At 73.3% G+C, this 17,118-nt stretch carries 18 protein-coding genes and 1 pseudogene; 5 read left to right on the top strand and 14 right to left on the bottom strand.

Features of this window, described 5'->3' with window-relative positions:
- The 6 genes and pseudogenes from ADL22_RS05485 to ADL22_RS05465 all read right to left on the bottom strand — a co-directional run.
- Positions 1–625 (bottom strand): TerD family protein (locus ADL22_RS05485; RefSeq protein WP_420711539.1); only part of this gene is annotated, 625 nt, incomplete at its 3' end.
- Between the two features lie 222 nt (positions 626–847).
- A complete protein-coding gene (locus ADL22_RS05480) occupies positions 848–1,534 on the bottom strand; it encodes a hypothetical protein (protein ID WP_066974261.1) in 687 nt (228 codons plus the stop codon).
- Positions 1,535–1,648: 114 nt separating this feature from the next.
- Positions 1,649–2,227 (bottom strand): TerD family protein, encoded by a 579-nt coding sequence (locus ADL22_RS05475; protein WP_066974260.1) that lies wholly within the window; start codon positions 2,225–2,227, stop codon positions 1,649–1,651.
- A 239-nt stretch (positions 2,228–2,466) separates the two neighbouring features.
- Positions 2,467–2,839: pseudogene (locus ADL22_RS33545) on the bottom strand (ArsR/SmtB family transcription factor).
- Between the two features lie 136 nt (positions 2,840–2,975).
- The gene (locus ADL22_RS05470) at positions 2,976–4,625 is read right to left on the bottom strand and encodes an LCP family protein (RefSeq protein ID WP_079063859.1); all 1,650 of its coding nucleotides are present in this window, start codon (positions 4,623–4,625) and stop codon (positions 2,976–2,978) included.
- Positions 4,618–5,178: a DUF6542 domain-containing protein gene (locus ADL22_RS05465; RefSeq protein ID WP_066974259.1), complete on the bottom strand. Its 561-nt coding sequence runs from the start codon at positions 5,176–5,178 to the stop codon at positions 4,618–4,620. The genes ADL22_RS05470 and ADL22_RS05465 overlap by 8 nt, the downstream gene beginning before the upstream one ends.
- Before the next feature lie 300 nt (positions 5,179–5,478).
- Between ADL22_RS05465 and ADL22_RS05460 the strand changes: the two genes are divergently transcribed.
- The 4 genes from ADL22_RS05460 to recX all read left to right on the top strand — a co-directional run bounded on the left by ADL22_RS05460 (position 5,479) and on the right by recX (position 8,975).
- Complete coding sequence (locus ADL22_RS05460; protein WP_066974258.1) at positions 5,479–5,673, top strand: DUF3046 domain-containing protein; 195 nt, start codon at positions 5,479–5,481, stop codon at positions 5,671–5,673.
- Between the two features lie 135 nt (positions 5,674–5,808).
- Positions 5,809–6,993 (top strand): AI-2E family transporter, encoded by a 1,185-nt coding sequence (locus ADL22_RS05455; RefSeq protein WP_066974257.1) that lies wholly within the window; start codon positions 5,809–5,811, stop codon positions 6,991–6,993.
- 184 nt (positions 6,994–7,177) lie between these two features.
- On the top strand, positions 7,178–8,299 hold the full coding sequence (gene recA / locus ADL22_RS05450; RefSeq protein ID WP_066974256.1) for a recombinase RecA: 1,122 nt from the start codon (positions 7,178–7,180) through the stop codon (positions 8,297–8,299).
- 7 nt (positions 8,300–8,306) lie between these two features.
- The gene (gene recX / locus ADL22_RS05445) at positions 8,307–8,975 is read left to right on the top strand and encodes a recombination regulator RecX (protein WP_066974255.1); all 669 of its coding nucleotides are present in this window, start codon (positions 8,307–8,309) and stop codon (positions 8,973–8,975) included.
- Positions 8,976–9,198: 223 nt separating this feature from the next.
- Here recX and ADL22_RS05440 read toward each other — a convergent pair whose 3' ends face one another.
- The 8 genes from ADL22_RS05440 to ADL22_RS05410 all read right to left on the bottom strand — a co-directional run bounded on the left by ADL22_RS05440 (position 9,199) and on the right by ADL22_RS05410 (position 16,056).
- Entirely contained in the window at positions 9,199–9,576 is a 378-nt protein-coding gene (locus tag ADL22_RS05440) for a rhodanese-like domain-containing protein (RefSeq protein WP_066974254.1), read from the bottom strand.
- Positions 9,573–10,115 (bottom strand): cysteine dioxygenase, encoded by a 543-nt coding sequence (locus tag ADL22_RS05435; RefSeq protein WP_066974253.1) that lies wholly within the window; start codon positions 10,113–10,115, stop codon positions 9,573–9,575. The genes ADL22_RS05440 and ADL22_RS05435 overlap by 4 nt, the downstream gene beginning before the upstream one ends.
- A 96-nt stretch (positions 10,116–10,211) precedes the next feature.
- A complete protein-coding gene (locus ADL22_RS36795; protein WP_324615508.1) occupies positions 10,212–10,298 on the bottom strand; it encodes a putative leader peptide in 87 nt (28 codons plus the stop codon).
- A complete protein-coding gene (locus ADL22_RS05430; protein ID WP_079063858.1) occupies positions 10,291–12,225 on the bottom strand; it encodes an FAD-dependent monooxygenase in 1,935 nt (644 codons plus the stop codon). The genes ADL22_RS36795 and ADL22_RS05430 overlap by 8 nt, the downstream gene beginning before the upstream one ends.
- Positions 12,226–12,498: 273 nt before the next feature.
- Entirely contained in the window at positions 12,499–13,434 is a 936-nt protein-coding gene (locus ADL22_RS05425; RefSeq protein WP_066974252.1) for an amino acid ABC transporter permease, read from the bottom strand.
- A 91-nt stretch (positions 13,435–13,525) separates the two neighbouring features.
- Entirely contained in the window at positions 13,526–14,173 is a 648-nt protein-coding gene (locus ADL22_RS05420) for an amino acid ABC transporter permease (RefSeq protein ID WP_066974251.1), read from the bottom strand.
- A 130-nt stretch (positions 14,174–14,303) separates the two neighbouring features.
- Complete coding sequence (locus tag ADL22_RS05415) at positions 14,304–15,215, bottom strand: glutamate ABC transporter substrate-binding protein (RefSeq protein WP_066974250.1); 912 nt, start codon at positions 15,213–15,215, stop codon at positions 14,304–14,306.
- A gap of 55 nt (positions 15,216–15,270) precedes the next feature.
- On the bottom strand, positions 15,271–16,056 hold the full coding sequence (locus tag ADL22_RS05410) for an amino acid ABC transporter ATP-binding protein (RefSeq protein ID WP_066974249.1): 786 nt from the start codon (positions 16,054–16,056) through the stop codon (positions 15,271–15,273).
- Between the two features lie 284 nt (positions 16,057–16,340).
- Between ADL22_RS05410 and ADL22_RS05405 the strand changes: the two genes are divergently transcribed.
- Positions 16,341–17,114: a response regulator transcription factor gene (locus ADL22_RS05405; RefSeq protein ID WP_066974248.1), complete on the top strand. Its 774-nt coding sequence runs from the start codon at positions 16,341–16,343 to the stop codon at positions 17,112–17,114.
- Positions 17,115–17,118 lie beyond the last annotated feature (4 nt).

Below are 17,118 nucleotides of genomic sequence, written 5' to 3'. Positions count from 1 at the left end.
CTGCGGGGGCGGGCGGGGCGGGCGGCACCGGGGCGGCCGCGGGGGCCGGCTCCGGGCGCAGCACGTCGACGCCGTAGTCCTGCGCGATACCGGCGAGCCCGGAGGCGTAACCCTGGCCGATCGCGCGGAACTTCCAGTCCGTGCCGTGGCGGTACAGCTCGCCGAAGACCATCGCGGTCTCGGTGGCGGCCTGGCCGGAGAGGTCGTAACGGGCCAGCTCGGCACCGCTCGCCTGGTCCACGACGCGGATGTAGGCGCTGCGGAGCTGGCCGAAGTCGTGGCCGCGCTGCTCGGCCTCGTAGAGCGAGACCGGGAAGACGATCTTGGCGACCTCCGGCGGGACCGCCGCCAGATCGACCTCGATCTGCTCGTTGTCCTCACCGGTGGGGCGGCTGCCGGAGTGCCGTACCGCGCCATCGGGGCTGGTGAGGTTGTTGAAGAACACGAAGTGCTGGTCGGAGAGGACCTTGCCGGACTCCCCGCACAGCAGCGCGCTGGCGTCGAGGTCGTGGGCGGTCCCGGCGACGGCTCCCACCTGCCAGCCCAGCCCCACCCTGACGGCGGTCAGACCCGGCGCCTGTTTGCTGAGCGACACATTGCCGCCCTTGGTCAGGGCCACGCCCATGACGTCCTCCCAATCGTTCCCGGCTTGCGGCGTCCGTCGGCTACAACGCCGAGGAAAACGGCAAGGTTCCCCGCCTTGCGCAATGCTTGAAGTATGCGGCTGAACCGCCGTCAGGAGCGCGCGAAACGGCGCGCGGAGCGGCGCTCGCGCCCCCCGGACGGCCTGGTTACCGCCCGACGGTCCGGTCACGGCCTGCCGCCCGATTGCCGTGCGACGGCCCGGTTACGGCGCCACGGCCCGGCCCGCCCGGGGCCAGTTGCCGTGCAGGGTGTCCAGGTAGGAGCGGGCCTGGCTCCCCGGGGTGGCGCCCCGGGCGAAAGCGAGCATATTGCCCGCGCCGGTGTTGTAGCCGAGCGCCAGCAGGTCGTCCCGGCCGTACCGCCCCGGCCACCGGGCGGGCAGTTGGCGGTCCAGGTCGTGGAGGTACCAGGCGGCCGCCTCGACCGCCAGATCCCGGTCGTCGGGCAGCTCCTCCCACTTACGGCCGGCGAAGTCCCGGCCGCGCTTGACCTCGTCGAAGGCGGCCCGGTGCATGTTGGCGATCCCGAAGGCGGCGTCGGGCTTGTAGCGCTGCCAGGCGCGCTCCAGCGCCGGATCGTGCGGTTTGTACGCCTCGTTGTAGAGGATCGCCATCAGGAGCTGGGGGTGGACGCCGGCCGCCGCCGCGTAACGGCGCACCGCGGGCGCGCAGTCGGCCGGATCGTACGTGCCGTCACCGGGCCCCGCGGTGCCGCTACCGGGCTGTGCGGACGGGCCGGCGCCCGGTGGGACGGCCGAGGGCGGCGCGGCCCCCGGGCCGGCCCCCTGGCCCGTAGGAGCGGGGCCGTGGCCCGTATGCGCCACGGCCCACAGGGCCAGCGCGGCGCCCGGCAGCACCAGCCACCGCCACCGCACCCGGGATTCCGCCATCACGCGCTCCTTCGGGCGTGCGCCGCGGGCCCGGCCGGGGAGCGCCCCGCCCCGGCCCGCCGGCCGCCACGCCGCCGTTCCGTCAACTCAGCCGACTCAGCCGACTCAGCCGACTCAGCCGACGTTGACCCCGAAATCCTGCGCGATCCCGCGCAGCCCCGAGGCGTAACCCTGGCCGATGGCGCGGAACTTCCACTCCGCGCCGTGCCGGTAGACCTCGCCGAAGACCATCGCGGTCTCCGTGGAGGCGTCCTCGGTGAGGTCGTACCGGGCGATCTCCCGGCCGTCGGCCTGGTTGACCACCCGGATGAAGGCGTCGCGTACCTGGCCGAAGCTCTGGCCGCGCTCCTCGGCCTCGTAGATGGAGACCGGGAAGACGATCTTGGCGACCTCGGGCGGGACCGCGGCCAGATCGACCTGGATCTGCTCGTCGTCGCCGTGGCTGCCGCCGGTGAGGTTGTCGCCGGAGTGCACCACCGAACCGTCCGGGCTGGTGAGGTTGTTGAAGAACACGAAGTGCTGGTCGGAGAGGACCTTCCCGGACTGCGCGCACAACAGGGCGGAGGCGTCCAGGTCGTAGTCGGCGCCGGTGGTGGTGCGGACGGCCCAGCCCAGGCCGATGGTCACCGCGGTGAGGCCCGGGGCCTCCTTGCTGAGCGAGACGTTGCCGCCCTTGGCCAGGGACACACCCATGAAAAACCCTCCAGCAGTCCGTGAATCCTGTCTGTGCCGTCGTCCTTGACAACGCGCGGGACCCGCCCGGGGTTCCATGGTTGCGCAATATCTGAAGTGTTTTGCGGGATGCCGATCCGGTGCACGGTACGGGACCGCGCCGAGCGGACGAAAGGGGGCGGCGCGGGGCGAACGGGCCACGGCCGCCCAGGGCTTCGCACGGGCCTCCGGACGGACCGGACGACCCGGGAAGCCCGGACTCAGCCGCCGAACCCGCGGAGGCCGCCCAGGCCCCGCCGGCGGGCCGGTGCGGGGCCGGCGGCGCGGGCGGTGAGCTGGTCGACGAGGGTGCGCATAACGGTGACGGTGTCGGGGTCGTCGACGAAGTAGACGACCCGGCGGCCTTCGCGGCGGGAGCGGACCAGTCCGGCGAGCTTGAGCTTGGACAGGTGCTGGCTGACGTTCGGCCAGGCCGGTGACGTCGCTCTCGCCCTGGGCCAGCGCCCAGACGATGTGCAGCCGCGGCGGCGAGGCGAGCAGCCCGAAGACCGCGGCCGCCTCGGCCAGCACCTCACCGGACGGATCGGCCGCCGCGCCCGCCCCCTTGCCCGCGCCCTCGACGCTCTTCACCACTGCGGCTCTCCCCGTTGCTCGCCGGACGGCCCAGTCTAGGCCGCACGCCTCCGCCCCGTACTGCCGCCGGGGCGGACGCCGTCCCGGATACCGGGCGCGCGGCGGCAATACGGGGCGAACGGGGGCCCCGCGGGCCTCAGTTGACGCAGGGGATACCGCCCTCCTTGACGGAGTCGCCGGCGAACGCGTCGGACGGGACCTGCGAGGGCGCGCCGCCCTTCGTGGCCGGGTCCGCGGACGTCTCGGGGGCCGTCGGCGCCTCCGTGGCGGGCGGTGCGGTGAAGTCGGTGCCCAGGACGACCTGGACGTGGCCCGCGGGCACCGCGGCCGAGGAGACCGGTGCGGCGGTGCCCAGCCGGCCGGCGAGCTGCCGGGCGGCCTCCTCGGCCCCGGCGCCGTAGCGGACGGTGGTCCGCTGCCGGGACGCGGCGTTGTCCGTGCGCCCCGGGGTGTAGCCCAGCGCGGCCAGCGCCTTGAGCTCGTCGGCCGCGGCCCCCGTCTTCCCCGAGCCGTTGAGCACGTCCACGGTTGCCGGGGCGGCCTTGGTGGACGTGGACGGGGACGGGCTGCCGCCCGGGCCCCCCGGGGAGCCGGACGTGCCGCCGATCAGAGCCCGGACGATGGACCGGATCTTCGGCACGTCCACGAGGTTGACGGACTCCCGGTTGCGGGTGGCGAAACCGGCGATCGGCAAGGTGTGGAACACCACGTTCCCGCCGGTCAGGTTGGTGGCCTGCTGGGCGAAGTCCAGGACGTCGAACTTGCTGTCGATCACCAGGTCCTTCTTCACCACGTCGAACAGCCCCTGGAGCTTGCCCAGGTCCCCGAAGACCCCCTCGCTCTTCAGCTTGTGGGTCACCGACGAGATGAACGCCTGCTGGCGGTGGGTGCGGTCCAGGTCGCCGCCGTCCAGGCCGTGCCGCTGCCGGACGAAGGCGAGCGCCTGCTTGGGGTTGAGCTGCTGGTGGCCGGCGGGGAAGTCGGCGCCCGAATAGCGGTCCTTGACCGGGTGCTTGAGGCAGACCTCGATGGGTTGGAGCACCTTGGCGATGTCGTAGAAGCCCAGCAGGTTGACCTCGGCGAAGTGGTCGATCGGCACCTGGAGGAAGTTCTGCACCGTCGCCAGCGTCGCCTCCCGGCCGGCCTCCCGGCTCCGGCTCTCCAGGTCGGCACCCTTGACCCCTTGGGCGGCGAGCTTGTCGTGGGCGACCGTGTAGGCGTTGCCGTACGCCTCCTTGATCTTGAAGTGCCCCTGGGAGGTGCCGTCCCCGTTGAAGGTCTGCACATAGTCGTCGCGCGGGACGGAGAACGCGGTGACCTTCCCGCCGTCGGCCGGAATGTGCATCAGGATCAGCGTGTTGGTGTTGTAGTACCCGATGTCGCTGGACCCGGCGTGCAGCTGGTCGCGGACGAACTCCCGCGGCAGGTCGTTGCCGTTCATGTCCTTGCGTGAGTCCAGGCCGATCAGCAGCAGGTTCACGGAGTTGTCCAGGTGCTTGGGCGCGTCCTTGCCGCCGATGGCGTTCAGCGCGTCCGAGGTGTTCAGCCCGCTGCTCACCCAGTTGTACGCGGCCCAGGACACCCCGCTGGCCAGGAGGACCAGTGCCGAGGAGAGGGCCAGCGCGGTCCGCCCGGCGATGGCCAGAGGGGAGCGGCGCCGACCGCCCGCCCCGGTGGCGCCGCCCCGGTCCGACCGGCGGCGCGCGGCCCGGCCGCCGCCGTCCCCGGCCCCGCCGGGTTCCGCACCGTAGGGACCCAGCCCGTCCGGGCTCCGCTCGTCACGCACCGCCGCTCCTCCCGCTCCGCTTCCGGCCGCCGCGCCGGCCGGCCCGTATACCCCGGACCGCCAGTACGGCGATCAGCACCGCCTCCGCCGCCGCCATGGCGGGGAAGCCGTCCACGGCCCAGCGCACCGCCGCCGTCGCCAGGCCCTTGCCCTGGACGGTGGTGGTGCCCGCCACCTGCTCGCACACCACGGTGGCCACCGCCACCACCAGCGGGGGCGCCGATATCAGCCACCAGGCGCCGGCCCGGGTGCAGGTCTTCGCCGCCAGCGCCGCGCCGAGCGCCGCGGTCACCGCGAACGCCCAGCCCGGCCGGCCGCCGAGGGCCGTCCCGGCCACCGCGCCCGCGGCCGCCACCACCAGCGCCACCAGGGCGGCCCGGCCGGCCCGGCGCCCCCTCTTCCGGTCCGGCGGCGCACCGGCCCGCCAGGAGGGGCCGGACGGGCCGGCCCCGTCGCCGCGCCGCCGCGGGCCCGGGACCCGGCGGGACTCCCGCGCCGGATCCCGCGCCGGGTCGTCGTACCCGTACGGCGCTTCGGTGCGCTGACCTGTCATCGACATCCTTCGGACGGCCGGACCGGTGGGGCGGTCGCGGGGGCTTCTGCGCGGGCGCAGAAGAGGGCGGTTCCGGCCGGGAAGACGACGACCGGGCCGAACCGGTTTCACCTTCGACTGCTTGATTGCGCAATCTAGCAAGTGTGAGTGGGTCCTCCGGCCCCGCGCGGCGCCGTCCTCGCTGGCCATCGGTCCGGCGCCGGCGGTATGAAGGAGGTGGGCTCACAGGCACTCCCCGTTGGCACGGGACGCCGGGAAGCCGGGGACAGTGCAGGCCGGAGCGGGTGCGAGGCGGGAATCATGCGGTTGACGGTGTTCTGGGAGCGGATGGCGGACCACTTCGGCGCGGCCTACGCCGATTCGTTCGCCCGCGACCACGTGATGTCCGAGCTCGGCGGCCGGACCGTGAACGAGGCGCTGGCCGCCGGATGGAGCGCCAAAGAGGTGTGGCGGGTGGTCTGCGCGGTCATGGAGGTGCCGCGGGACAAGCGGTGAGCGGGCCGGGGACGGGTGTCGGCGCGGTGCGCGACACTTGGCAGCGTGTCCGTGAGAGATGAGATCAGCAGCCACGACGGCCCCCGCTCCGACGACGCGCCCCGGGACCGCCCGGGAGGGTGGGACGGGGCGCGGATGCCGCGCTGGCTGCCCCGCGCCATGGTCCTCGCGCTCGCCCTCGTGGCCTGCTTCCAGCTCGCCATCTGGGGCTTCCACCAGCTGATCAGTCTGCTGCTGAACGTGCTCATCGCGTTCTTCCTGGCGCTCGCCGTCGAGCCGGCCGTCGACTGGATGGCCGGCCGGGGCATGCGCCGGGGGCTGGCCACCGGCCTGGTCTTCCTGGCGATCCTGATCGGCTCGGTCGGGTTCGTCACGCTGCTGGGATCGATGCTGGCCGGCCAGATAGCGACCATGGTCGAGGAGTTCCCGCAGTACCTCGACTCCGTGATCAGCTGGATCAACAGCACCTTCCACAGCCACCTCTCCCGGGTGCAGGTGCAGAACAACCTGCTGAACTCCGACTGGCTCCAGAAGTACGTCCAGGACAGCGCCAACAACGTCCTGGCGGTCTCCGCGCAGGTGCTCGGCGGGCTGTTCAACCTCCTCACGATCGCGCTGTTCTCGTTCTACTTCGCGGCCGACGGCCCCCGGCTGCGGCGGGCGCTGTGCTCGGTGCTGCCGCCCCGCCGGCAGGCCGAGGTGCTGCGCGCCTGGGAGATCGCGGTCGCCAAGACCGGCGGGTATCTGTACTCCCGGGGCCTGATGGCGCTGATCTCCGGGGTCGCGCACTACATCCTGCTGGAGATCCTGGGCGTGCCCTACGCCCCGGCGCTCGGCATGTGGGTCGGCCTGATCTCGCAGTTCGTCCCGACGATCGGTACGTATCTGGCGGGCGCGCTGCCCATCCTGATCGCCTTCACCGTCAATCCCTGGTACGCGCTGTGGGTCTTCGGCTTCGTCGTGGTCTACCAGCAGTTCGAGAACTACCTCCTCCAGCCCCGGATCACCGCGAAGACCGTGGACATCCACCCCGCCGTCGCCTTCGGCTCGGTGATCGCCGGTACGGCCCTGATGGGCGCGGTCGGCGCGCTGATCGCCATCCCGGCGACCGCGACGCTGCAGGCGTTCCTGGGCGCGTACGTCAAGCGCTACGAGGTCGCGGACGACGCGCGGATGCGGCCGCGGGGCGGGCGGCGGCCGGCGGCGCCGGAGGAGGGCGCGGAGCCGGAGGGCGGTGCGCGGCCGGACGGGGAGCGGGGCGCCGGGCCGGACGCCGGACGGGCGCCGGAGCGGGGTGCCGGGCCGGGCGGGGCGGCTTGACACCAAAATCGAACATCCATTCTCATGGGGAAAACCGGCCGCCTGACGCGGCTCCGGACCGGCGGAAGGCCGGGCCGGGCGCGGAGTTATCCACAGGCCGGAGCCGGGTCCGGGCGCATTGTCAGTGGCAGGCGTTAGCGTCATGGACGTGAAGCGATCGACTCAAGCAAACCGGGTGGAACCCATGGCAGGCACCGACCGCGAGAAGGCGCTGGACGCCGCACTCGCACAGATTGAACGGCAATTCGGCAAGGGCGCGGTCATGCGCATGGGCGAGCGGTCCAAGGAGCCCATCGAGGTCATCCCGACCGGCTCGACCGCCCTCGACGTCGCCCTCGGCGTCGGCGGCCTGCCGCGCGGCCGGGTCGTGGAGATCTACGGACCGGAGTCCTCCGGTAAGACCACGCTGACCCTGCACGCGGTGGCGAACGCCCAGAAGGCCGGCGGCCAGGTGGCGTTCGTGGACGCCGAGCACGCCCTCGACCCCGAGTACGCGCGCAAGCTCGGCGTCGACATCGACAACCTCATCCTGTCCCAGCCGGACAACGGCGAGCAGGCCCTGGAGATCGTCGACATGCTGGTGCGCTCCGGCGCCCTGGACCTCATCGTGATCGACTCCGTGGCCGCCCTGGTGCCGCGCGCCGAGATCGAGGGCGAGATGGGCGACTCCCACGTCGGCCTCCAGGCCCGCCTGATGAGCCAGGCGCTGCGCAAGATCACCAGCGCGCTCAACCAGTCCAAGACCACCGCGATCTTCATCAACCAGCTCCGCGAGAAGATCGGCGTGATGTTCGGCTCGCCGGAGACCACGACCGGTGGCCGCGCGCTGAAGTTCTACGCCTCGGTCCGGATCGACATCCGCCGCATCGAGACGCTGAAGGACGGCACCGAGGCGGTCGGCAACCGCACCCGCTGCAAGGTCGTCAAGAACAAGGTCGCCCCGCCCTTCAAGCAGGCCGAGTTCGACATCCTCTACGGCCAGGGCATCAGCCGCGAGGGCGGTCTGATCGACATGGGCGTGGAGCACGGCTTCGTCCGCAAGGCCGGCGCCTGGTACACCTACGAGGGCGACCAGCTCGGCCAGGGCAAGGAGAACGCCCGCAACTTCCTCAAGGACAACCCCGACCTGGCCAACGAGATCGAGAAGAAGATCAAGGAGAAGCTGGGCGTCGGTGTCCGCCCGGAGGAGCCCGCAGCCGAGCCGGGCGCGGACGCGGCCGGCCCCGCGGAGGCCCCGGCCAAGGCCCCGCCGGCCGCGGCGGCCAAGACCGCCAAGAGTGCCAAGACCGCGGCGGCCAAGAGCTGACCCCGGCATGACACGGCGAACGGAATGGCCGGAGAGCGCGGGCGGACCCGGCGCTTCCGGCGACGCCGAGCACCGTAGCTGCCGGACCGGCGGCGCCGCCCGCGAGGACGGCGCCGCGGCGAGGAACGGCGGTGGTTCCCGCCCGTCGAGGGCCGGGTCGGGACCGCCGCGTACGCCCGAGGAGCAGGCGCGGGCGATCTGCCTGCGCCTGCTCACCGGGAGTCCGCGGACCCGCAAGCAGCTCGCCGACGCCCTGCGCGAGCGGGGCATCCCCGAGGAGGCCGCCGAGGAGGTGCTCTCCCGCTTCGAGGACGTCGGGCTGATCGACGACGCCGCGTTCGCCGGCGCCTGGGTCGAGTCCCGCCACCACGGCCGGGGCCTGGCCCGCCGGGCCCTGGCGCGCGAGCTGCGCACCAAGGGCGTGGACTCCGCGGTGATCGACGAGGCCGTCGCCCGCCTGGATCCCGCCCAGGAGGAGACCACCGCCCGCGAACTGGTCGACCGCAAGCTCCGCGCCACCCGCGGCCTGGAGCGCGACAAGCGCCTCCGCCGCCTGGCCGGCATGCTGGCCCGCAAGGGCTACCCGGAGGGCCTCGCCCTCCGCGTCGTCCGCCAGGCCCTGGAAGAGGAGGGCGAGGACGCGGACCTGCTGGACGAGCATCTACCGGATGTCTGACGGCGTGGCCTGACTCGGTCCGGCTCGGTTCTGCACGGCTCCGCACGGTTCGGCACGGCTTGGCCGGTCTCATCACCGCGCCCGGCCAGTCGCCAAGCCCAGCCTGTCCCCGTCCTGGCCAGCCACGGTCGCGGCCCGTCGCCGTCCCTGGCGAGGACGGGCCCGGCCCGTCGCCACGTCCCGGCAGGACACCGCGCCCGGTGGCCCGTCACCGTTCGACCCGTCACCGTTCGACCGGCAGTCCCGCCGCTCGCCATGCCTGGAAGCCGCCGATGAGGTCGGTGGCGTGGGGGAGGCCCAGGGTGTGGAGGGAGACGGCCGCGAGGCTGGAGGCGTAGCCCTCGTTGCAGATCACGACGATCGGGAGGGCGTGGTGGGTGGCCTCGGGGAGGCGGTGGTCGCCCGTGGGGTCGAGGCGCCATTCCAGCTCGTTGCGTTCCACGATCAGGGCGCCGGGGATGGTGCCGTCCCGTTCGCGCAATCGGGCATAGCGGATGTCCACCAGCAGGCCGCCGGATGCCTGGACCGCCGCCGCTTCGGCCGGGCCCACCCGGGACAGGCTCTGCCGGGCCCGGGCCAGCAGGTCGTCGATCGCGCTCATCGCCACTCCTCCGGGCGCTCGACCTCTTCCAGCCGGAGGACCGCGCCGGTCCGGCTGTAGCGCCGCATCAGCGGCAGCGGCGGGTAGTAGGCGTGCACCGACACCGCGTGGGTGTCGGGGGAGAGGTTGAGCACCTGGTGCACATGGTGCGGGCCGAACGCCCGGCCGCGGCCGCCGCCGAGCCGGCGCTCGCGGTCCACGCCATCGGCCAGCTCCAGGGTCTTCCAGCCCTCGGTGGGGATCGCGGCGGCCAGCGACTGCTCGGTCAGCTCGCCGGCGGCCGCCGCGAAGGCGCCGCGCGAACCGCCGTGGTCGTGCCACCCGGTGCCGGTGCCGGGCGGCCAGCCGATCAGCCAAGCCTCACTGCCGCCGGGGCCGTCCAGCCGGATCCAGGTGCGGCCTTCGGGGTCGAGCGGGAGCGAGGCGACCAGCGCGCGGTCGGCGGCGGTACGGCGGGTGAAGTCGAGGAGTTCGGCGGCGCTGGGACCGCCGTCGTGCGCGGCGGCACGCGGGCGTACGGGAATGACTGCGTCGGGCACAAGAACCGTCCTGGTGAGCGAGGCGCGGGGCGCGGCCGCCGAGGGGCGTAGAGCCGCGCCGGGAGACCGCCGCGGCGAGGGCCGGGGCGGGCGGGTTCAGCAGGACGGACGACACATGCAGCCCGCGTAGCGGAGCAGGTCCAGATGGACCCTCCGCCAGAAACGCGCGCTGTGATCAGTCACTCTCGGAGTGAAGCACGGAGCTTCCCGGGGGGTCAACCGGGTGGGGGAGCGCGAGGGGCGCGCCGGGTGCGGGGCCGGCTGCCGGGCGTACGCCACCGGCCGCCGCCTCCGCCGCACCACCGTGCGCCCCGTCCGCACCACCGTCCGCCCCGGCAGCAGCGCCCGCCGGCCCCGGCACCCCGTCCGCCGGCCCCGAAGCCCCGCCGGCCAGGCCCGCCGCCTCAGCCGTCCCCCCGCGCACCGCCTCCGCGCACGCCGTCAGCTGGTCCGGGCGGACCCCGGTCAGCGCGGCGACCAGGTGGCCGTCCGGGCGCACCACCAGCACGGTGTGCGCGGCGGCGCCCGGATACGCCTCGGTGACCAGGACCTCGGCGGGCATCGGCAGCGCGGCGACCGCCTCGGTCAGCCGGGGCATCAGCCCCGCCGACTGCCAGTGCCGCCGGTCCCAGACGCCGGTACCCGGCGCCACCAGGACCACGAGCAGGCCCCGGCCCAGCCGGTCGCGGAGACCCACCGACGCGCCATCGGAGGCGGTGACCGGAACGTCCGCCACCGGTGCCCCCGGTGCCGTCCCGACCGCCGTCTCACCGGGCAGCCCGGCCGGGGCGGCCAGCGGCGTCCGCGGATAGGACGGGGCCGCGCCGAGCGGGCCGCGGCCCAGGTGGCCATCGGTCAGCAGGGTGGAGCGGCCGCGCGCCGCGCCCGGCAGCACCGTCCGCCAGCGCACCGCGCCGCCGTCCCGCAGCAGCGGCAGCGCCGAGTCGGCGGCCCGCAGCCGGGCGGCGACCGCGGTCCGGCGCTCGGCCTGGTAGCTGTCGAGCAGGGTCTCGGTGGCGCCCTGGTGCCAGGCCAGGGCGAGCTTCCAGGCGAGGTTCCCGGCGTCGCGCAGGCCCTCGTCCAGCCCTTGGGTGCCCAGCGCGCCCAGCAGATGCGCGGCGTCCCCGGCGAGGAAGGCGCGGCCCCGCCGCCAGGTCCGGGCCAGCCGGTGGTGCACGGTGTGGACGCCGGTGTCGAGCAGGTCGTACGGCGGGACCAGCCCGGCGTGCGCCCGACCGCCCGCGCCCCCGCCGTCGTCCCCGGAGCCGGAGCCGATGCCGGGGCCCAGGCCCGGAACGTCCGCCTCCGCCGCCCAGCCCGCCAGCGAATCGCGGATCCGGGCCACCAGCGCGTCCGGCGTCACCAGATCGCGCCCCGGCGGCAGCAGCCAGTCCAGCCGCCACACCCCGCCGGGCAGCGGGCGCGCGGACACCTCGCTGACCCGGCCGCCGCCGTGCCGGGCCGGTGAGCGGTGCAGCAGCGCCTCGCCGGGCCAGGGGAGTTCGGTGCGCAGCGCGGCCACCGCGTGCCGCTCGACGGCGGTACGGCCCGGGAAGCGGATGTCGAGGAGTTTGCGGACCGTGGACCGCGGGCCGTCGCAGCCGATGAGGTAACTCCCGCGCCACCGCGCGCCGTTGGGGCCGCGGGTCTGCGCGGTGACGCCCGCGGCGTCCTGGTCGATGGCGGCCAGCCGGCTGCCGGTGGCCACCTGGGCGAGCGGTTCGCGGGCCAGCGCGGCGCGCAGCGCGGCGGTCAGCGCGTGCTGCGGGAGGTGCGCCGGGGGCGCGGGCGCGGCCGGCCCCTCCCGGTCCGCGCCGCCGCTCCCGCCCTCGGGCTCCCCGCCGGTGAAGGCGACCCGTTCGAGCAGCCGCCGGCGGCGCATGGTGCGCCAGGCGGACCAGCGGGCGCCGGCGCTCTCCAGGACCTCCGCGCAGCCGAGCCGGGCCGCGAACGCCGCGGTGTCCGGGCGCAGTACGACGGTCCGCGCGAGCCGGGGCTCCTCCTGGCCGCCGGTCTCGTCGAGCACCACGACCGGTACCGCGTACCGGGTCAGGGCCAGGGCGGCGGCCAGGCCGACCGGGCCGGCGCCGACGACGATCACCGGCTCCACGGGGCGGCTCCCTGGATCCGGCGGTACGTACGGGACGTGCGGGAACGGGCGGTGGGCGGCCGGTGCGTGATCACACAGCGTATGCAACCCACTGCGGCGGTCGGCGTCAAGTGACGGAGGCGGTGGCGCCCTTGCCACCGCCTCCGCCACGGCCCGCTCCGGCCGCCGTACGGCCGGAAGCCGTGCGACCGGCCTTCGTACAACCGGACGCCCGTGCGACCGGAAGCCGTACGCCCGGCCCCCGGACCGGAAGCCGGACGCCCGGACGCCCCGTCAGTCCTTGGCCCCCACCGGCGCCTCCGGTGCCGGACCCGCGCCGTCCGTGGCGCCGGCGGCCGCCACCGGCTCGGCGGCCGCGGCCGTCCCGATGCCGGTCCGGGCCCGCCGCCCGCGCCGCTCGATCCAGTTGGCGAGGCCGGACAGCGCCAGGCACATCGCCACGTAGACGCTGCCTATGACGATGATCACCGGGATGTAGGTGTCGTTCCCGTTCACGATGATGTTGGTGCTCATCAGGCGGGCGGTGTAGAGGAGTTCCTCGTAGGTGACGATGTAGCCGAGCGAGGTGTCCTTCAGGGTCACCACCAGCTGGCTGATGATCGTCGGCAGCATCGCCCGGACCGCCTGCGGGAGCAGCACGGTGGTCATGACCTGCGTCTTGCTCATGCCCAGCGCGTACGCGGCTTCGCGCTGGCCCTTGGGGACGGCGTTGATGCCGGCCCGCACCACCTCGGCCTGCACCGAGCCGTTGTAGACCGTCAGGCCCACGACCAGCGCCCAGAACTGCGGCTGGCTGCCGGTCAGGCCGAGCGCGTCGCGGTTGGTCAGCAGGATCACCCACAGCGCGTAGATGGTGATCAGCAGCGGGACCGCGCGGAACAGCTCGATGAAGCCGGTGGCGAACCACCGCACCGGCTTGTGGTCGGAGAGCCGGGCCACCGCCAGCAGCAGGCCCAGGACCAGCGACAGCACCCCGGCCACCGCGAAGACCTGGAGGGTGGCCAGCACACCGTCGCGGATGCTGGTCCGCACCCCGGCGTAGTTGAAGATCTGCCAGACCGCCGGGTCCAGCTGGCCCTTGGCGTTCAGCCGCGCCACCGCGAAGGCGATCAGCCCCAGCACCGCCAGCACGCCGATGACGCTGTAGACGCGGTTGCGGGCCTTCGCCTTCGGCCCCGGCACGTCGTAGAGGACGCTCGCACCACTCATGCCTGTACCTCGCTTCGTCCCGCCCCGCCGGTGCGCGGCGTCGGCGCCGTTCCGTCCGTGTCGTACCCGCTGCCGCGGCCGTGGTGCGCGTTCACCGGGCGACCCCCAGCCGGCGCTCCGCCAGCCGGAACAGGCCGCTGACCGAGAAGGTGATGACGAGGTAGGCCAGCGCCGTCCACAGGAAGATCCAGGCGATGGCGTAGCCCTTGTCGTTGAGCAGCTTGGAGACGTTGAACAGTTCGCCGTAGCCGAACGCGCCGGCGATCGCGGAGTTCTTGGTGAGCGCGATGATGATGCTGCTCAGCGGTGGGACCACGGTCCGGGTCGCCTGCGGCAGCACGATCAGCCGCAGCGTCTGGGAGAAGGTCATGCCCAGGCTGCGGGCCGCCTCCGCCTGCCCCAGCGGCACGGTGCCGATACCGGCCCGCACCGCCTCGCACACGAACGAGGAGGTGTAGAAGCCGAGCGCGAGGGTGCCCAGGATGTAGGGGCTGGCGCCCTGGAAGAGGATCTGCGGTACGACGAAGAACGCGACGAGGAAGAGCAGCGTCAGCGGCGTGTTGCGCAGCACCGTCACCCAGGCCGTGCCGAAGGCGCGCAGCGGCGGGACCGGAGAGACCCGGAAACCGGCTATGAGCACGCCGAGCACCAGGGCGAGCAGGGCGCTGGACGCGGTGATCGCCAGGGTTCCGAGGAACCCGTCCCGGAACTCGGGCAGATAATCGAGGAGTACGTTCATGGGGTCTCCGCGGTAGCGGTCGGGTCGGCGGCGGGCGGGGCGGGGCGCGGCGGGCGGAAGACGGCGCGCGCCCCGCACACCCGCCGCGGCGGGCGTACGGGGCGGCGCGGTCCGGTGCGGTGTGCGCGGCCTAGTAGCGCGGCAGCGGCGTCTCCGGGGCGACGTACGGCGAGCCGGACTTGCCGAGCGTGCCCTCGTACGCCTTCTTGTAGTCGCCGTTCTTGATGTGGTTCTCCAGCGCGGTGGTGATCGCGTCGCGCAGGGCCTTGTCGTCCTTGTTCAGGCCGACGCCGTAGGGCTCCTTGGTGAACGGCTTCCCGACGACCCGGAGCTTCTCCGGGCGCTGGGCGGCGTAGCCCTTGAGGATCGCGTCATCGGTGGTGACCGCGTCGACCGACCCGTCCAGCAGGGACTTCACACAGTCCGAGTACTTCGACAGCTCCGTGGTGACCGCGCCGTACTTGGGCTTCTTGATCTCCTGGAGCGGGGTGGAGCCGACGATGGAGCAGACCTTCTTGCCGCTGAGGGACTCCGGGCCGGTGATGGCCTTGTCGTCCTTGCGCACCAGGAGGTCGGCGCCGGCGGTGTAGTACGGGCCCGCGAAGCCGACCTGCTTCTTGCGCTCGTCGTTGATGGTGTACGTACCGACGTAGTAGTCGACCTGGCCCTTGGAGATGGTGGTCTCGCGGATGTTCGAGTCGATCGTGTCGAACTTGATCTGCTTCTCGGAGAAGCCCAGGTCGGCGGCGATCATCTTGGCGATCTCGATGTCGAAACCGGAGTACTTGTTGGTCGCCGGGTCCTTGAAACCGAGGAACGGCTGGTCGGCCTTGACGCCGATGGTGATCTGGCCGGCCTTCTGGGCCTTCTTCAGCGTCGGCGAGTCGACCTTCACATCCTTGGCGACCGTGTACGTACCGCTGTAAACGTCGCTGCCGGCCTGCTTGTCGCCCGCCGTGCCGGACTCGCCGCCGCACGCGGTCGCCGTCGCCGCCAGCGCGAGCACCACCGCGCCCGCCGCAGCCGTCTTACGCATCCTCATGTGAACATCCTTAGATTCAGGCGGTGTTGGCAATCATGGTGGCCCAACCGCGGCCTCAGTGGTGGAGGATCTTCGACAGGAAGTCCTTCGCCCGGTCGCTGCGCGGGTTGTCGAAGAACTGGGTCGGCTCGGCCTCTTCGATGATCTTGCCGTCCGCCATGAAGACGACCCGGTTCGCCGCGGAGCGGGCGAACCCCATCTCGTGGGTGACCACGACCATGGTCATGCCCTCCCGGGCGAGCTGCTGCATGACCTCCAGCACCTCGTTGATCATCTCCGGGTCGAGGGCCGAGGTCGGCTCGTCGAAGAGCATCACCTTCGGGTCCATGGCCAGCGCGCGGGCGATCGCCACCCGCTGCTGCTGACCGCCGGAGAGCTGCGCGGGGTACTTCTCCGCCTGGGCGCCGACGCCGACCCGGTCGAGCAGCGTACGGGCCTTCTTCTCCGCGGCCGCCTTATCCGTTTTGCGGACCTTGGTCTGGCCCAGCATCACGTTCTCCAGCACGGTCTTGTGCGCGAAGAGGTTGAAGGACTGGAACACCATGCCCACATCGGCGCGCAGCCGGGCCAGTTCGCGGCCCTCCTGCGGCAGCGGCTTGCCGTCGATGGCGATGCTGCCGGTGCCTATGGTCTCCAGGCGGTTGATCGTGCGGCAGAGCGTGGACTTGCCGGACCCGGAGGGCCCGATCACCACCACGACCTCACCGCGCCGGATCGTCAGGTTGATGTCCTGGAGGACGTGCAGCGCGCCGAAGTGCTTGTTCACCTTGTCCAGCACGACCAGCGGATCCCCCGCGGGCGCGGCACCCCCGGCGTTCTCGGTCACCGGTACTTCGCTCATCGGCGTACAGCTCCGTCCTCCTCGGTTGGGAGGACCCTAATGACGGCCTGCGACCAGCGTCATTACATCTGAGCGAGAATTGAGCTAACGATCCGGCCGCAAACGGACACCGCGGGTGAAGACCGGCGCCGTCCGGTCGCGGCGCGGTCACCGTCCGTGTGTCGCGGGGCGTACCGGGTGGGTAACGGATCGCCGCCGGGAGGGGGCCGCCTCTTGACGGGCGGGCCGCCCATCGCCGTAGATGCCCTGTGGCCCGTACGCGCGAGGGTGGAGGAGGGGGCCGGATGAGACTGCTGCTCGTCGAGGACGACGACCACGTCGCCGCGGCCCTGTCCGCGGTGCTGGCCCGGCACGGCCTGACCGTCGTGCACGCCCGCAGCGGCGGCGAGGCGCTCCAGGCGCTGCTGCCCGACGACGCCGAGCCGTTCGCGGTGGTGCTGCTCGACCTCGGGCTGCCCGACCAGGACGGCTTCGAGGTGTGCGGCCGGATCCGCAAGGTCTCCCGCACGCCGGTGATCATGGTCACCGCGCGCTCCGACGTCCGCTCCCGGATACACGGCCTCAACCTCGGCGCCGACGACTACGTCGTCAAGCCCTACGACACCGGTGAACTCCTCGCCCGGATCCACGCGGTGAGCCGGCGCACCGCCACCACCGGGACGGCGGGCGGCCCGGCCGGCGGCTCCGACCGGACCACCGACGACGGCGGCCCCCGGGAGCCGATCCGGCTCGGGCCGCTCGCCGTCGAACTCCCCACCCGCCAGGTGTCGGTGGACGGCACCGCGGTCCCGCTCACCCGCAAGGAGTTCGACCTGCTCGCCCTGCTCGCGCAGCGGCCCGGGGTGGTCTTCCGGCGGGAGCAGATCATCAGCGAGGTGTGGCGGACGAGCTGGGAGGGCACCGGCCGCACGCTGGAGGTGCACATCGCCTCGCTGCGCGCGAAGCTGCGGATGCCGGCGCTGATCGAGACGGTCCGCGGGGTCGGCTACCGCCTCGTCGTACCGTCCGCCGGGCCGTCCGCGGGACCCGCCGCCGGGGCCCGCCCGGCCGCTCCCTGACGGC

The sequence above is a fragment of the Streptomyces sp. NRRL F-4489 genome (assembly GCF_001509485.1).
Lineage (GTDB): Bacteria > Actinomycetota > Actinomycetes > Streptomycetales > Streptomycetaceae > Streptomyces.
Note: the sequence above shows the minus strand (reverse complement) of the source record. Positions and strands in the feature narration are given on the sequence as shown.

What these genes read in the sequence shown, in the direction of transcription:
- ADL22_RS05405 (WP_066974248.1), top strand. Translation starts at nt 16,341, where the DNA reads ATGAGACTGCTGCTCGTCGAGGACGACGACCACGTCGCCGCGGCCCTG.
- ADL22_RS05455 (WP_066974257.1), top strand. Translation starts at nt 5,809, where the DNA reads ATGCCGCGCTGGCTGCCCCGCGCCATGGTCCTCGCGCTCGCCCTCGTG.
- recX (WP_066974255.1), top strand. Translation starts at nt 8,307, where the DNA reads ATGACACGGCGAACGGAATGGCCGGAGAGCGCGGGCGGACCCGGCGCT.
- ADL22_RS05465 (WP_066974259.1), bottom strand. Translation starts at nt 5,178, where the DNA reads ATGACAGGTCAGCGCACCGAAGCGCCGTACGGGTACGACGACCCGGCG.
- ADL22_RS05480 (WP_066974261.1), bottom strand. Translation starts at nt 1,534, where the DNA reads ATGGCGGAATCCCGGGTGCGGTGGCGGTGGCTGGTGCTGCCGGGCGCC.
- recA (WP_066974256.1), top strand. Translation starts at nt 7,178, where the DNA reads ATGGCAGGCACCGACCGCGAGAAGGCGCTGGACGCCGCACTCGCACAG.
- ADL22_RS05460 (WP_066974258.1), top strand. Translation starts at nt 5,479, where the DNA reads ATGCGGTTGACGGTGTTCTGGGAGCGGATGGCGGACCACTTCGGCGCG.
- ADL22_RS05440 (WP_066974254.1), bottom strand. Translation starts at nt 9,576, where the DNA reads ATGAGCGCGATCGACGACCTGCTGGCCCGGGCCCGGCAGAGCCTGTCC.
- ADL22_RS05410 (WP_066974249.1), bottom strand. Translation starts at nt 16,056, where the DNA reads ATGAGCGAAGTACCGGTGACCGAGAACGCCGGGGGTGCCGCGCCCGCG.
- ADL22_RS05425 (WP_066974252.1), bottom strand. Translation starts at nt 13,434, where the DNA reads ATGAGTGGTGCGAGCGTCCTCTACGACGTGCCGGGGCCGAAGGCGAAG.
- ADL22_RS05420 (WP_066974251.1), bottom strand. Translation starts at nt 14,173, where the DNA reads ATGAACGTACTCCTCGATTATCTGCCCGAGTTCCGGGACGGGTTCCTC.
- ADL22_RS05415 (WP_066974250.1), bottom strand. Translation starts at nt 15,215, where the DNA reads ATGAGGATGCGTAAGACGGCTGCGGCGGGCGCGGTGGTGCTCGCGCTG.
- ADL22_RS05475 (WP_066974260.1), bottom strand. Translation starts at nt 2,227, where the DNA reads ATGGGTGTGTCCCTGGCCAAGGGCGGCAACGTCTCGCTCAGCAAGGAG.